14 protein-coding genes are annotated in these 14216 nt (G+C 66.8%); 10 read left to right on the top strand and 4 right to left on the bottom strand.

Annotation, left to right across the window (positions count from 1 at the left end):
• The first annotated feature begins 27 nt into the window (after nt 1–27).
• A complete protein-coding gene (gene soxR, locus FND50_RS10610; protein ID WP_065490007.1) occupies nt 28–507 on the top strand; it encodes a redox-sensitive transcriptional activator SoxR in 480 nt (159 codons plus the stop codon).
• Nucleotides 508–510: 3 nt separating this feature from the next.
• Here the strand turns inward: soxR and FND50_RS10605 are convergent, their stop codons facing one another.
• Nucleotides 511–1005, bottom strand: a complete 495-nt coding sequence (locus FND50_RS10605; protein ID WP_144285724.1) for a DUF2505 domain-containing protein — start codon at nt 1003–1005, stop codon at nt 511–513.
• 50 nt (nt 1006–1055) lie between these two features.
• Nucleotides 1056–1499 carry a GNAT family N-acetyltransferase gene (locus FND50_RS10600; RefSeq protein WP_144285723.1) on the bottom strand — a complete coding sequence of 148 codons (444 nt, stop codon included), beginning with the start codon at nt 1497–1499 and terminating at the stop codon, nt 1056–1058.
• A 124-nt stretch (nt 1500–1623) separates the two neighbouring features.
• On the opposite strand from FND50_RS10600, the gene FND50_RS10595 reads away from it, so the two are divergent.
• The 7 genes from FND50_RS10595 (at nt 1624) to FND50_RS10565 (ending at nt 10465) form a co-directional block, all read left to right on the top strand.
• Nucleotides 1624–3078 carry a wax ester/triacylglycerol synthase domain-containing protein gene (locus tag FND50_RS10595; protein WP_054248092.1) on the top strand — a complete coding sequence of 485 codons (1455 nt, stop codon included), beginning with the start codon at nt 1624–1626 and terminating at the stop codon, nt 3076–3078.
• 17 nt (nt 3079–3095) lie between these two features.
• Entirely contained in the window at nt 3096–5354 is a 2259-nt protein-coding gene (locus tag FND50_RS10590; protein WP_144285722.1) for a glycerol-3-phosphate 1-O-acyltransferase, read from the top strand.
• A 4-nt stretch (nt 5355–5358) separates the two neighbouring features.
• Nucleotides 5359–6798: an HAD-IB family hydrolase gene (locus tag FND50_RS10585; protein WP_054248090.1), complete on the top strand. Its 1440-nt coding sequence runs from the start codon at nt 5359–5361 to the stop codon at nt 6796–6798.
• Nucleotides 6799–6905: 107 nt separating this feature from the next.
• Nucleotides 6906–7310, top strand: coding sequence for a YciI family protein (locus FND50_RS10580; protein ID WP_144285721.1), 405 nt, complete (start codon nt 6906–6908; stop codon nt 7308–7310).
• Nucleotides 7307–7642 carry a sigma factor gene (locus FND50_RS10575; protein WP_222105603.1) on the top strand — a complete coding sequence of 112 codons (336 nt, stop codon included), beginning with the start codon at nt 7307–7309 and terminating at the stop codon, nt 7640–7642. The genes FND50_RS10580 and FND50_RS10575 overlap by 4 nt, the downstream gene beginning before the upstream one ends.
• Before the next feature lie 74 nt (nt 7643–7716).
• The gene (locus FND50_RS10570) at nt 7717–8346 is read left to right on the top strand and encodes a hypothetical protein (protein WP_144285720.1); all 630 of its coding nucleotides are present in this window, start codon (nt 7717–7719) and stop codon (nt 8344–8346) included.
• A 76-nt stretch (nt 8347–8422) separates the two neighbouring features.
• Complete coding sequence (locus FND50_RS10565) at nt 8423–10465, top strand: ABC transporter ATP-binding protein (RefSeq protein ID WP_144285719.1); 2043 nt, start codon at nt 8423–8425, stop codon at nt 10463–10465.
• 3 nt (nt 10466–10468) lie between these two features.
• Here the strand turns inward: FND50_RS10565 and FND50_RS10560 are convergent, their stop codons facing one another.
• Nucleotides 10469–11308 (bottom strand): SDR family oxidoreductase, encoded by an 840-nt coding sequence (locus FND50_RS10560; RefSeq protein ID WP_005255390.1) that lies wholly within the window; start codon nt 11306–11308, stop codon nt 10469–10471.
• A gap of 139 nt (nt 11309–11447) precedes the next feature.
• Nucleotides 11448–11591 carry a hypothetical protein gene (locus FND50_RS36060; RefSeq protein ID WP_005561362.1) on the bottom strand — a complete coding sequence of 48 codons (144 nt, stop codon included), beginning with the start codon at nt 11589–11591 and terminating at the stop codon, nt 11448–11450.
• A gap of 645 nt (nt 11592–12236) precedes the next feature.
• Between FND50_RS36060 and FND50_RS10555 the strand changes: the two genes are divergently transcribed.
• Both FND50_RS10555 and FND50_RS10550 read left to right on the top strand, forming a co-directional pair.
• Complete coding sequence (locus FND50_RS10555; protein ID WP_005238699.1) at nt 12237–12653, top strand: helix-turn-helix domain-containing protein; 417 nt, start codon at nt 12237–12239, stop codon at nt 12651–12653.
• A gap of 132 nt (nt 12654–12785) precedes the next feature.
• A complete protein-coding gene (locus tag FND50_RS10550) occupies nt 12786–14204 on the top strand; it encodes a glucose-6-phosphate dehydrogenase (NADP(+)) (protein WP_144285718.1) in 1419 nt (472 codons plus the stop codon).
• The last annotated feature ends 12 nt before the right edge of the window (nt 14205–14216 follow it).

Genomic DNA, 14216 nt, shown 5'->3' with positions numbered 1-14216 from the left:
CAGGTAACCGGTGAAAGGTTGCCTGTCGTGGAGATGCCCGAGTGGAGAGCCAAGGAACTGACGCCGGGACAGCTGTCGGAGCGCAGTGGCGTGGCGGTGTCGGCGTTGCACTTCTACGAGCGCGAGGGGCTGATCACCAGCAGGCGGACGTCCGGCAATCAGCGTCGCTATCGCAGGGACACGCTGCGGCGGGTCGCGTTCATCCGCATCGCCCAGCGGGTCGGGATTCCGCTGGCCGAGATCCGGGACGCCCTCGGGACCCTTCCCGAGGGCCGCACGCCGAACCGGAAGGACTGGGAGAAGCTCTCGACGCGGTGGCACGCGGATCTGGATCAGCGGATCGAGCAGTTGATCCGGCTCCGCGACAACCTGACCGGCTGCATCGGCTGCGGGTGCCTGTCGCTCGGGAGTTGCGCGATCGTCAACACCCACGACCGGCTGGGCACGGCGGGACCGGGTGCCCGCACGCTGGACGTCGAACTCGACGGCCCGGCGTCCGGGGTGTGAGCGTCAGCTGTCGCCGAGCCACTTCTCGATCGCGTCACGGTCCTGCCCGACCATGTCGCCGACCAGCTTCCTGACGAGGGACTCGATCTGTCCGCCGACGAGCGGAATCTTGACCTGCACCGATCCGGCTACATCCAGGACGGTGACGTCGACCGACGCGCGGAGCACCGACGTGCACTCGATCTTCACCGGGATCCCGGTGGAGCTGCCACTGATCCGGCCGTCGGCGCGGTCACCGTCGAGTGCACCCCATTCGTCGGCACGCTCGACCTTCAGTTCACCCGAGACGACTTTGCGGACGAGCCCGGGGAGGGACGACGCGCCGATGGTGTCGCGCATCGTCGCCGTCAGGGTGCCGGGGCCGCGGCTGTCGTCGAGAGTGAGTTTCTCCGGCGCCTCTTCGAACCGATGCTGCCAGAACGCCCGATCCGTCACCGTCGCGTGCACCCGGTCGAGGGGGTACGCGATCTGTTCGGAGTATTCGAAGCTTTTCGCCATGTCGGCAGCCTACGACAACTCCGTGAGTGATGAAGGAGTCCGGAGACTCGTCAACCACGCACGGGCGCGGAGCGCCTCATCGGAATGTGGTCGATGCCCGCCTCGAGGTAGTTCTCACCGGTTCTGCGAAAACCGTAACGGCCGTACCAGTTTTCGAGGTAGGCCTGGGCGGAGATCTCGATGGGTGCCGGGAACGCCTCGAACACGGCTTCGAGCAGTTGTCCCACGAGTCCCCGCCCCCGGGCGGGGGCGGCGGTGGCGACCCGTCCGAGATGCAGTGTCGGTTCGTCGGCCAGCACCCGCAGTGTCGCGAGAACCTCGCCGTCCTCCTCCGCCCAGAACTGGGCGGTGGTCGGTTCGAGGTCGCGTCCGTCGAGTTCGGGTTCCGACACGATGCCCTGTTCGAAGACGAACACGTCGGTCCGCAGCACCATGATCCGGTAGAGCGTGGCCGGGTCGATCCTGTCGAGCGTCGCGTGGTGGAGAGTCGGCACGTCCTCACCTTGGACAGAAAGTCCGGTGCGTAATCCGCCGGAACCAGGGACGCGATCTGCGGGGCGGGTCCACACTGGAAAAGCAGCAGCTGAGGGCAACTCGAGCAACCGAATGAGGGTGGGCATGGCCGACGGCGAACCTCTGATACCGCCGAGTGCCGTCGACGTGGATTTCTCCGACGTCGCCTGGGGAGCGGACCGCACGATGTCCGACTTCGAGACCGGGATGTGGCGGATGGAGGAGGTGCAGCCGAAGCTGCGCTCACCGATCGTCGCGGTCGACGTGCTCGACAAGCCGCCGGACTGGGACCGGCTGGTGCGCGCCCACGAATGGGCGTCGCACATGGTGCCGCGCATCCGGATGCGGGTGGTGGAGCCGACGTTGCGGCTGGGCAACCCGATGTGGTCGGTCGACCCCGAGTTCGATCTCGACTATCACCTGTCGCGGGTGCGCCTGCCGGAGCCGGCGACGTTCGACCACGCGCTGCGGATGTGCAGGCACATGGCGACCGAGCCGTTCGACCGCGCCCGGCCGCCGTGGAGCGCGATGCTCATCGAGGGACTCGACGACGGCCGCGCCGTCTACGTGGTGAAGACGCACCACAGCATCACGGACGGTCTCGGCGGCATCCAGTTGATGACGCTGCTGCACAGCAGGCGCCCCGAACCGTCGCCGGACAAACCGGATCGCCCTGCGCCGTTACCGGAGCAGATGTCGGGCGGCGGCGCCCTGTTCGAGCAGGCACTCGACAACGTGCGCAGCGCTCCCGGTCGTCTCGGCGGCCTGATCCGGGGCGCGGTGCGGACGGCGATGACCGTCGTCGGTGATCCGGTGGGCAGTGTCACGGAGGTTGCCGGTTACGCGAACTCCATCCGCAGGGTGGTGACCCCTCCCCCGACCACGGGTTCGGACCTGCTCCGCGACCGCGGACTGGGACGCTGGTTCGGGGTGCTCGAGGTGAGTGTCGACGAACTGCGTTCCGCCGCTCACGTCGCCGGCGGGTCGTTGAACGACGCGTACGTGGCGGCCCTGTTGGGCGGGTTCCGCCGCTACCACGAATCGTTCGGCCACGACCTCGAGACGATTCCGGTGGGCATGCCGGTGAGCATGCGTTCGGCGTCGGATCCCACGGGCGGCAACCGGTTCGCCGCGGCCCGATTCGCCGGACCGGTCGGTGAGCGCGACCCCGTCGCGCGGATCGAGAAGGTGCGCGCGATCATCCTGGGGCTGCGCCAGGAACCCGCACTCGGACTGCTGGATTCGGCCGCCCCGCTCCTGGTCCGGCTTCCGACGGTGGTGCTGGCGAACTGGTACCTCTCGCAGTCGACGGGACTCGATCTACAGGCCAGCAACGTCGCCGGTGTCCCCGTGCCCGTGTACCTCGCGGGTGCCCGGATCGAGCGGATGTTCCCGTTCGGCCCGGCCCCCGGCTGCGCGGTCATGGCCACCCTCGTCTCCCACGTCGGCACGTGTTGCATCGGCGTCAATCTCGACACCGCCGCCGTCACCGAGCCGGCGCGGTTCATGTCGTGCCTGCAGGAGAGTCTCGACGAGATCGTCGAACTGGGCCGCGGGTGAAAGGAAAGGCTGGCGTGATGGACGAGCAGAGGACACGGCCGCGGGTCTACCTCATCGAGACGATGAGCGACATGGAGGACGACGTTCTCCGCACGTGGCTGGAGCGACAGGCGAACGACTCCGGTCAGCCGCCTCCGACGGTCCGCGTCACCGACCAGGCCCTCGCCGATCTCGTGCGCCGGAAGGATGATCCGCTGCTCACCCCGCTGCGGGTGGTGTGGCTGCCGAAGGAGACCCATCCGGACGGCGCGCAACGATTCCGGGAGACGTTGTCGCTGCGTGATCCGCTGCACCCCGGCCAGAACATGCAGCGCCGGGTGATGCGCGACGACCCGGCCCGGTGCCAGGTTCTGGAAGGCGATCCGGCTCCGCTCAGCGACCTCGAACGGCGGCTCGCGGAGAACGGCGGCGGGTCGCTTCCGGATTTCATCCGCCGCCAGGCCGCGCTGACCCTCGAGCGGGCCGAGCGCACCCTGCTGGGTACGCAGTACAAGGTGTCGAGGTTCGTCGTGGACGAGATCACCGACGCCAGCCGGTACCACGTCGGCACCCGAGAGCTGTCCGCGAAGTTGAACCTCCCCGTAGCCGAGGTGGACCGCCGAGCCCGTGGGGCACTGGACGAGATGGTCGCCGCGCAGAGCAGGCGGGCCATCGCGCTGTGGGACCAGTTGGGCCGGTACTTCTCCCGCGCCTACCGGCTCGACGTCGATACCACCCGGCTCGACGAGCTGCGGGAGCTGAACAAGGAACATTCCCTGGTGTTCCTGCCCAGCCACCGCTCGTACCTCGACCCGTTGGTGTTGCGCCCGGCGCTGCTCGCGAACGACCTTCCGCTCAACCATGTGATGGGTGGTCTGAACATCAATTTCTGGCCGATCGGACCGATCGGCAAGCGCAGCGGCACCGTGTTCATTCGCCGCAAGTTCGACGGCGACGAGATCTACAAGTGGACGCTGCGTGAGTACATGCGTTACCTGCTCACCAAGCGGTTCAACCTCGAGTGGTACATCGAGGGCGGGCGCAGCCGCACCGGGAAGTTGCGGCCGCCGCGGTTCGGTCTGCTCAACTACCTCGCGAAGGCCTTCCAGGACAGCGGGATGTCGGACGTGTACCTCGTCCCGGTGTCGCTGACCTACGACCAGCTGTACGAGGTCGGAGCGATGGCGGCGGAGGCGCACGGCCAGGCGAAGAGCAAGGAGAGTCTGCGCTGGCTCTTCGGATACGTTCGGGCGCAGGGTCAACGGCACGGTGTCGCGCACGTCAACGTCGGCAGGCCGATGTCGCTGGCGGACTACCTCGGCCAGGAGGACGACCTGCGGCTGGCGGTGCAGAAGACGGCGTTCGAGGTGTGTCACCGCATCAACGAGGTCACACCCGTCACCGCGTCGTCGCTCGTGATGCTCGCGTTTCTCGGCATCGAGGACCGCGCGCTCACCGTCGCCGAGGTCGGCGGGATCCTCGGGCCGCTCGTCGACTACATCACCGCGCGCTCGTTGCCGACCGCGGGCGATGTGGACCTGACCGATCCGCAGGTGATCCGCAAGGCGGTGCGGACCCACCTCGATTCCGGGGTGCTGCGGAGTTTCGATCAGGGCAGCGAGCGGGTGTTCTACCTCGGCCGGGATCAGCATCTCGTGGCAGCGTTCTACCGTAACAACACGATTCACTTCCTGGTGATGCGGGCGATCGCGGAGATGGTGCTGCGAGCGGCCGCCGATCAGCAGTTCACCGATCCGCTGAACGACGGATGGGATGCGGCACTGCGCATTCGCGATCTCCTCAAGTTCGAATTCTTCTTCAGCGAGAAGGACAGCTTCCGGAAGGAACTCCGGACCGAACTGGATCTCATCGACCCGGCGTGGGAGTCGAATCTGGGTGACCCGCAGCATGGGGCGAACCTGTTGTCCGGGATGCGGATTCATCTGGCACATCGGGTTCTGCAGCCGTTCCTGGAGGCGTACGCCGTGGTCGCGGGCCAGTTGCTCCGGACTCCGGTGGATCGGAAGTTCGACGAGAAGGCCTTCATGACGTCGTGCCTCGCGCTCGCGGAGCAGCGCCGTCTCCGGCAGCAGATCGGGAGCAGCGAGTCGATTTCGGCCGAGCTCTTCACGACCGCGCTCAAGCTGGCACGAAACCGGGGCCTGGTCGAACCGAATGCCGAGAACATGGCGGCCCGGCGGGTCGAGTTCGAGGCCGAACTCCAGACCCTGATCGATCGGGTGCTGCGCATCCGGGCCATCGCGCACGAGAATCTCGACCAGATGGGTGGTAGGTGAGTAGATGAGCGATCTCCGCAGTCTCCACGACGACATCGCGGCCGCCGTTCCCGGCCCGGGCACCCTCGCCGCGTTCGATCTGGACGGCACCTTGATCAGCGGGTACTCCGCGAGCGTCGTCTATCGGGATCGCCTGCGTCGCTTCGACATCAGCGTGGCCGAGCTTCTGCGCACCACGGGCGCCGCGGTGGAGACCCGCTTCCGGGGTGCCGATGTCGGCAACCTGATGCGCATCGGTGTGCAGAGCCTGGCCGGGCGCATGGAGGACGAGATGCAGGAGTGGGGGCAGCGGCTGTTCCGCCAGGAGATCGCGAGGATGATCTTCTCGGAGGTCCGTGGACTGCTCGCCGCGCACCGGCACGCCGGTCACCGGGTGGTGATGGCCACCTCCGCCACCCCCTATCAGGCACTGTCGGTGGCCGCGGACCTCGACATCGACGCCGAGGACGTGCTGTGTACCCGGCCCGCGGTTCTGGACGGAATGCTCACCGGGAAGCTCGAATCGCCGCCGCTGTGGGGTCCCGCCAAGGCCGAGGCACTGCGCGAGTACGCCGACCAGCACGGAGCGGATCTGGGTGACAGCTTCGCGTACTCCAACGGCGCAGAAGATGTTCCGATGCTGAAGTCGGTGGGACATCCCGTGGCACTGAATCCCGACCGCAAGCTGGCGGCGACCGCGCGGCAGAACGGGTGGCCGTCGGTGAATCTGCGACCTCCGGAGAGCGGCGCCGACCCGATGTCCATCGCCCGCACCACCACCGCGATCGGCGCTCTGATGGGGGCGGCCGCGTTCGGTGTCTCCGCCGGCCTGCTCACCCAGAACCGGCAGACGGGCGCCAACTTGGTCGGCAGCTTCGGCCCGGATCTCGCGCTCGCTATCTGTGGGATCAACGTGCGCATCAAGGGCAAGGAGAACGCGTGGTCGGCCAGGCCCGCGGTCTTCATGTTCAATCACCAGAGTTCGCTCGACATGCTCGTGATCGGCAGCGTCATCCGGCGCGATGTCACCGGCGTCGCGAAGAAGGAGGCCGCGCGGGATCCCCGGTTCATTCCCGTGGGGGCTCTGCTCGACGTCGCGTACATCGACAGGGCGGACAGCACGAAGGCGAGGGCGGCCCTCCGCCCGGCCGTGGAGAAACTGCAGTCCGGCATCTCCATCGCGATCGCCCCCGAGGGCACCCGCTCGCCGACTCCGCGCCTCGGCAGGTTCAAGAAGGGCGGATTCCACCTGGCGATGCAGGCGGGCGTGCCGATCGTGCCGATCGTCATCCACAACGCGGGCGAACGGATGTGGCGGAACTCGCTGGTCGCGCACCCCGGCACGGTCGACGTCGACGTCCTCGCACCCGTGCCGACCGTCGGCTGGGACCTGGCGGATCTCGACCGGCACGTCGACGAGGTGCGCACCCTGTTCGAGGACTGCCTGCACGCCGGGCACCGCTGAGAGAGATTTCCTCGAAAGGTTCCCGAAGGATGTCGAGAACCTCGGATGTGCTTCGTCCTGTTCCCGAAAGCGCCAGAATGGGCGCCACACCGGGTGAGGAGACAGAGATGCCGAAGTTCATGTTGCTGCAGCACTACGAGGGCGGCGCGGGGTGCGATGTGCCGATGACCGAGCGGAAGCCGGAGGACGTGCGGGCGCACATCCGGTTCCAGCAGGATCTCAACGCGGAGCTCGTCGCCAGGAATGAACTCGTCGACGCTCAGGGGCTCGCCGGACCGGACCTCGCGAAACGTGTCACATTCGACGGCAAGGGCGCTCCGGTTGTGACCGACGGACCGTTCCCCGAATCGAAGGAACTGCTCGCCGGGTACCGCATGGTCGACGTCGAATCGGAGGAGCGGGCGCTGGAGATCGCCGTGCAGACGTCGGCGGCACCGGGTCCGGACGGGGTACCGATCCAGCATCCGATCGAGGTGCGTCAGGTGATGGGCGCACCCGACACCGATCTGTGAGAACCGACGCCGAAATCGAGGGCCTGCCGTGCGAACTCGCGCCGCAGCTCCTCGGTGCGCTCGTGCGTAGGTCTGGTGATTTCGAGGGATCCGAGGACGCGGTGCGGGAAGCGCTGCTCGCGGCGGCCCGGCACTGGCCGCGGGAGGGGTTGCCGGACAATCCGCGGGGCCGGCTGATCCAGACCGCCACTCGCAGGATAACCGATCAGATCCGCGGTGAGATCGCCCGCCGCAGGCGGAAAGAGGTGGCTGCCCGGCAGGAACCGCCGTCGACGGACGTGCCCGACAGCGACGACACCCTGCTCCTCGACAGGGTGCCACAACCCGAGTAGTCGACTACGCGCGACGAGACGCCGGCCGTACGGGAAAGTCGGGGAAACCGGTGGTGGGCCGAAGGAGCAGGACGATGAACGAGCGTGAGGGTGTGAAGCCCGTCGATCGAATGGACGGGCGGCGCAACGAGTTTCGGCTCAGCATGCTCGTGGCCTCGATGGCCGTCGTCGGCACCCTGATCGGTTCCGTGTGCGGAGGCGTGTTCACCTTGCTGAACACGTCGAATCAGGTGGAGGCGACGGTGAACCAATCGTCGAACGAGTTCCTGCGAACGCAGCGGCAGCAGATCTACTCGGAACTCCTGACCGCCGCCAACGAGGTGCGTATCACCTCGGGTTCCGTCTCGGTGGCCTTCGACCATTTCGACGGAACCGATCTCCTGACCATGATCGCCGATGTCCTCCGTCCGCTACCGCAACAGAACATCGTCCTCGTCTCGAAGTTCACGGCGGTGGAGTTGATCGGATCCGAACCGGTCGTGGAATCGGCACGGCGAATGGTGGTCGAGTATCTGGCTGGATCCGAGACCATCGGCTGGCTGAGCACCGACTTCGCGACGGATGACGTCGTGTCGGCGGACACCCTGTCCACCCGCCAACAACAGTTCGCCGACCACTTCCAGGCCGGGATGAGCGCCCAGGACGACTTCCTCTCCGCGGTGCGAGACGAACTCGGCATCCCCGAGCAGGGGGACCTACCGTAACCACCGGACCGGAGCATCAGGACGGGCCGCGTCGAATCGGCTCGCCAGGACTGCGGGGGATGGGCACGATGGGGAGATGCCCGCGACCGGTCCCACATCCACACAGCAGGCTTCGGAGGCACCCGCCGAGCCTTCGCTGCTCCCCCGCATCTGGGCGCTCCTGCGTCCGTACCGCGGGTGGCTGGTGCTCGTCGCGGCCGCCATCGTCGTCTCATCACTGCTCGGCATCGTGAATCCCTTCCTCACGAAGGCGGTGTTCGACCGCGCACTGTTCCCCACCGACGGCAGCGGTGTCCAGCTGACACTGCTGCTGTGGCTGGTCGTGACCATGATCGCGGTGACGCTCGCGGGTTCGTTGATCGGCGTCGGCCAGAGTTACCTCACCACCAAGGTCGGCAACCTGTCGATGGCGGATCTCCGGAAGCGTCTGTTCGCCCACCTCGAGACGATGGAACTGGCGTTCTTCACCTCCACCAAAACCGGCTCGATCCAATCGCGGCTGGCCAACGACGTCGGTGGGGTGCGGTCGGTTCTCACGTCCACGGCGTCGAGTATCCTGTCGAACGTCGTCACCGTCACGGCGTCCCTCATCGCGATGCTGCTGCTGTCGTGGCAGCTGACGCTTCTCGCCGTCGCACTGCTTCCCGGCTTCGTCTACCTGCAGCGGCGGGTCGGCGCCCGGCGACGCGTTCTGGCGCGCAAGACGCAGGAGTCGTTGTCGGACATGACCGCCATTACCGAGGAAGCGCTGAGCGTCTCGGGTGTGCTGCTGACGAAGGTGTTCAACCAGGCCGACACCGAACTCGACCGATATCGGACCGAGAACGCGCGGCAGACCGAGCTTCAGGTGCGGCAGGCCATGACGGGTCAGGGCTTCTTCGCCGTCGTCAGCTCGTTCATGGCGATCACGCCCGCTCTCGTCTACCTGCTGGCGGGGTATCTCGTCAGCGGCGGTTCCGCGGCTCTCTCGGCAGGCACACTCGTCGCGTTCTCGACCCTGCAGGCCAGGTTGCTGCAACCGTTGGTCTCGCTGATGCGGGTGACCCTCGACGTCCAGACGTCGATGGCGTTGTTCCGCCGCATCTTCGAGTACCTCGACCTGCAGCCCGCGATCGTGAACCGCCCGGAGGCCGTCGAGTTGCCTGCGGACTCCCCCGGCCGGGTGGAGTTGGACGACGTGTACTTCGCGTATCCCGCGCCCGTCCGGCTGGCCACCGCAGATCCCGACCCGGTGGCGCTGCGCAGTCTGGGTCGCGGCGGCGGGGGCGGCATGCGCGGCGTCGCGACCGTCGCGCCGCGGTTCCCGGCCGCGGCGCCCGAAACCGAACCGGCGGAACGTCGCAGCCGGCGCTGGGCGGTCGCGGGCACGTCCCTGGAGATCGAGCCGGGTCAGCTCGCCGCCTTCGTCGGTCCGTCCGGCGCGGGCAAGACCACGCTCTGCTACCTCGTGCCGCGCCTGTACGAGGTCGACAGTGACGCCGTCCGGGTCGACGGCTACGACGTGCGCGACCTGACCATGAGCTCGCTCTCCGAGGCGGTCGGAATGGTCACCCAGGACCCGTATCTGTTCCACGCCTCGATCGCGGACAACCTTCGATATGCCAAACCGGACGCGACCGATGCCGAACTGCAGGCCGCCGCCGCGGCCGCCAACATTCACGACCGCATCCTCGGATTCGACGACGGATACGACACCCTGGTGGGCGAAAGAGGATTTCGCCTGTCCGGTGGCGAGAAGCAGCGATTGGCCATCGCGCGGGTGCTGCTGAAGAACCCCCGCGTACTGATCCTCGACGAGGCGACGTCCGCGCTCGACACGGTCTCCGAGCGACTCGTCCAGCGCGCTCTCGGTGAGGTGATGCGCGGACGCACCACCCTTGCGATCGCCCACCGGCTGTCGACCATTCAGCACGCCGACGTGATCTTCGTGATCGACGAGGGAACGCTCATCGAGCGCGGCACGCACACCGAACTCCTTGCACGACAAGGGTTGTACGCGCGACTGCACGCCGAGCAGTTCGGTGGCGGACAGGTCGAGTGCCGGTGCACCGACGGCGTCCGATTCACCGACGGGACGGTACTGGCCCCGAGCGCCCCGGTCCCAGGCGGAGAGTTCTAGCTCCTACAGGAACTTGCTGAACTGGTCGTTCGCCCGCTGCATCACGAAGTCGTACGGCGGCGAGAACTTGCGCGCCCACCAGTAGCCGAACCGGATGTCCGGCGACGTGTACACCAGGTACCGGTCCTTCTTGATGCCGGCGATGATGCAGGACGCGACCTTCTCGGGCGTGACGGCCCGCTTCTCGAAGCGATGGATCGCCTTCTGGATGCGCGGGTCGTCGCGATCGACCCCGGCGATCTCGACCGTGCCCACCAGCGGTGTCTTGACCGCGCCGGGAACAACGAGGCTCACACCGATGCCGTGCCGTTTGAGATCGAACCGCAGAACCTCGGACACTCCGCGGAGCCCGAATTTGCTTGCGCTGTAGGCGGCATGCCACGGCAGCGCCAGCAAGCCGGCGGCAGAAGAGACGTTGACCAGGTGACCGCCGCGTCCCGCCCGCACCATCGGGGGCAGGAAGCTCTCGATGATGTGGATCGGACCCATCAGGTTGACGTCCACCATGGACTTCCAGTGGCGGTGTTCGAGATTCTCGACGGTCCCCCACGCGGAGATACCGGCGACGTTCATGACGACGTCGAGGCTGCCGAACTGATCGTGGACATCGGCGGCGAATGCGGCGACGGCGTCGTAGTCGGACACGTCGAGGGCACGTGAGAAACTGACGGTGCCCCCGCGGCTGCCGACTTGTTCGACCGTCTGCGCCAGGCCGACCTCGTTGATGTCGGTGAGGAAGAGTTCGGCGCCCTCCGCCGCGGCCGCCAGGGCGGTCGCCTGTCCGATCCCGCTACCTGCACCCGTGATCAGGCACTTCTTGCCGTCCAGCGTCTTGATCGCCATAGCCGTGCGCGCCCCCGTCGTCACCGATCCGTGTCGGCTGGAAGTCTACGCACGCAATCTGATTGCGCGCACGCAACCGCAGCGGTGCCTTTCCCGAGGAAAACGCGAACCGGCCCTCTCCGGGCCGGTTCGTGACGGTTCACAACCGCTGGGTCATTTCTTCCTGATAGGTACGAATCGTCCTCTCGATTCCGTTGGCGTCGTCGTCGTTTCCTCGGTGCCGGGCGTCGTCGGCGCGCTCGCGCAGAACTCGAATCGCCTTCCGAAGCTCGGCGTCACTCATTCTGTGTTCCATATCACAATCATCCCCGACGGCTTCAGATTTGGCCAGACTCGTGGGGTGCACCGGAGCGGCACAACCCCGACTGAGCTGGACACTCGTCCAACCAGGCGGCGCGAACCCGCGAAGTGCACGCGGCGGCCGCGACGCTAATCGGGGGCGCGCGGCCTGGCGCCCGCGCGGATGCCACAACTTCACAGTAGTGTTCACGAGGCCCCGCGGGCCGCGAGCGACCTCTCCACGTTGCGATGCGCAACGCAACACAGTGGCCCTGAACTGGGGATATTAACCGGGCAGCCTGACGGCGCACACCCCTGCGACGTTGCCAGCTAACTCTCAGTGATTGAAAGAGCAACCACACAATCGGCCCGGCAACCACAACCGGCCCGGCGGGCTCCAGTCACCCCACCTCCGCGCCTCTCTTGAACTTTCAAACGGTAGTGCATGCGTGACGAGCACAGAGGGCTCCCGAAATGTCGGCGATCCGCGAGCGACGAACAGGCGATCGTTGAAACATATATGAGATAAGCACGGAGGCGGCGGACGACGTTTTGCCTCTATGTCCGTGAGTTATCAATCGGTTATCATCGTGGTACGGTGTCGTTCACACGACTGACGCCCGCACGAGAGAGGACCCGGCGGCTCACAATGGCAGATTTTGCTGCGCGGTTGAACAAGCTCTTCGACACGGTCCACCCTCCGGGACGTAAACCGCATACCAACGCCGAGGTCGCGGCGGCACTCATCGCAGACGGACACCAGATCTCGAAGCCCTACATCTCCCAGCTCCGGTCGGGACAACGCACCAACCCCTCCGACGAGACGGTCGCGGCGTTCGCCCGCTTCTTCAAGGTGAAGCCCGACTACTTCTTCAACGACATCTACGCCGCGAAGATCGATCACGATCTCGAGCTTCTCTCTCAACTCCAGGGATACGGACTTCGCAAGCTCTCCAGCCGCGCGTTCGACCTCTCCGAAGAGTCGCAGAACCTGCTCACCACGATGGCCGAGAAACTCCGCGCCAGCGAGGGGTTGCCGGAGGTCCCACCGGACGCGTCCCGCTGATCACCGGAGTCGTTGGGCAGCAACGAGTTCGCCGCAGGTCGCTCCCGACGTCCGGGTAGAAGTCACCTAACGCACCCGACGACACCGCCGGAATGCCCTGCCCGGTGCGCCCACGTGGCGCATGATGGGACAATGGTTGACAGACCGCAGCTCGGTCCCACGATCTTCGTGCTCTTCGGTGCCACCGGGGACCTGTCCAAACGCATGGTCCTCCCCGCGTTCTTCCAGCTCGCTCGGTCAGGGCTCCTGAACTCCGAGTGGATGCTGATCGGCACCGGCCGGGGCAACGTCTCCGACGATCAGTTCCGCGACCACGTGCGCGACGTCGTAAACCAGTTCGGAGTGCCGCACGACGACACAGACTGGGAGACGTTCGCCCGGCGGCTGAGATTCGCGGGCGGCGGTTTCACCCCGGACAACCCGGGAACGCTCCCCGCAGCCGTTCGGCAGGCGCGGGACGACATCGACGCGGCAGACGCGCAGTTGGTTCACTACCTGGCCCTGCCACCCAGCACGTTCGCCGAGACCACCCGCGCGCTCGGCGCTCACGACCTGGCCCGTGGCGCACGCGTCGTGTACGAGAAACCGTTCGGGACGTCGCACCAGGCGTTCACCGAGCTCGACGAAGCCGTGCACCACGTCCTCGACGAGAAGCAGATCTATCGAATCGATCATTTCCTCGGCAAGGAGAGCACCCAGAATCTGCACATCCTGCGCTTCGCGAACGGGCTGATCGAAGGCGTCTGGAACCGGGAACACGTCGAGCAGGTACAGATCGACGTGCCCGAGACACTCGACATCGACGACCGCGCCCGGTTCTACGACGCCACCGGTGCCGTCCTGGACATGCTGGTGACGCACCTGTTCCAGGTCGCCGCCGAGATCGCGATGGAGCCGCCGGAGACGTTGGGCGCCGACGATCTCCAATCCGCCCGGGAAACCGTGATCGGGGCGTTCCGTCCGCTCGACACGGCCGACGTGGTGCTCGGCCAGTACGAGGGGTACCGCGACGTTTACGGTGTCGCAGACGATTCGACGACGGAGACGTTCGTCGCCGCACGGTTGTGGGTCGACACGGACCGCTGGCGTGGGGTGCCGTTCCTCCTCCGGACCGGAAAGATGCTGGGCGTCAGCCGACAACGGGTCAGCCTCGTCTTCCGCAGTCCTCGAGGACCGCTCTCGGACATTCCGCCGGACGGCGCCGTCCTGACGTTCGATCTGTCCGGGGACGGCGAGATCGACATCTCCATGGTCGTCAAGGAACCCGGACCCGACGACACACTGTCGGTGGGCCACCTGGGCCTGCCGCTCGACACGGTACCGCTCGCCCACGCCCTCGCACCGTATTCGCGGCTCATCCTCGACGTTCTGCACGGCGACCGGTCACTGTTCACCCGCCCCGACGGCTTGGCGCACGTCTGGACCGTCGCCGACGCGCTGCTGCGTGACCCTCCCCCGGCCAAGCCGTACCCCGCGGGATCCATGGGACCGCCGGAGGCCGATGATCTCGCCTCGCCCTGCGGGTGGCTCGTCACCGGTTCACCGGACTGACCGGCGGCTGAA

It is taken from the genome of Rhodococcus sp. WB9 (genome assembly GCF_007558985.1).
GTDB lineage: Bacteria > Actinomycetota > Actinomycetes > Mycobacteriales > Mycobacteriaceae > Rhodococcus_F > Rhodococcus_F opacus.
Note: the sequence above shows the minus strand (reverse complement) of the source record. Positions and strands in the feature narration are given on the sequence as shown.

Bases quoted from the DNA above. Each gene is read 5' to 3' on its own strand.
- FND50_RS10605 (WP_144285724.1), bottom strand. From the start codon at position 1,005: ATGGCGAAAAGCTTCGAATACTCCGAACAGATCGCGTACCCCCTCGAC.
- FND50_RS10595 (WP_054248092.1), top strand. From the start codon at position 1,624: ATGGCCGACGGCGAACCTCTGATACCGCCGAGTGCCGTCGACGTGGAT.
- FND50_RS10590 (WP_144285722.1), top strand. From the start codon at position 3,096: ATGGACGAGCAGAGGACACGGCCGCGGGTCTACCTCATCGAGACGATG.
- FND50_RS10585 (WP_054248090.1), top strand. From the start codon at position 5,359: ATGAGCGATCTCCGCAGTCTCCACGACGACATCGCGGCCGCCGTTCCC.
- FND50_RS10580 (WP_144285721.1), top strand. From the start codon at position 6,906: ATGCCGAAGTTCATGTTGCTGCAGCACTACGAGGGCGGCGCGGGGTGC.
- FND50_RS10570 (WP_144285720.1), top strand. From the start codon at position 7,717: ATGAACGAGCGTGAGGGTGTGAAGCCCGTCGATCGAATGGACGGGCGG.
- FND50_RS10565 (WP_144285719.1), top strand. From the start codon at position 8,423: ATGCCCGCGACCGGTCCCACATCCACACAGCAGGCTTCGGAGGCACCC.
- FND50_RS10560 (WP_005255390.1), bottom strand. From the start codon at position 11,308: ATGGCGATCAAGACGCTGGACGGCAAGAAGTGCCTGATCACGGGTGCA.
- FND50_RS36060 (WP_005561362.1), bottom strand. From the start codon at position 11,591: ATGAGTGACGCCGAGCTTCGGAAGGCGATTCGAGTTCTGCGCGAGCGC.
- FND50_RS10555 (WP_005238699.1), top strand. From the start codon at position 12,237: ATGGCAGATTTTGCTGCGCGGTTGAACAAGCTCTTCGACACGGTCCAC.
- FND50_RS10550 (WP_144285718.1), top strand. From the start codon at position 12,786: ATGGTTGACAGACCGCAGCTCGGTCCCACGATCTTCGTGCTCTTCGGT.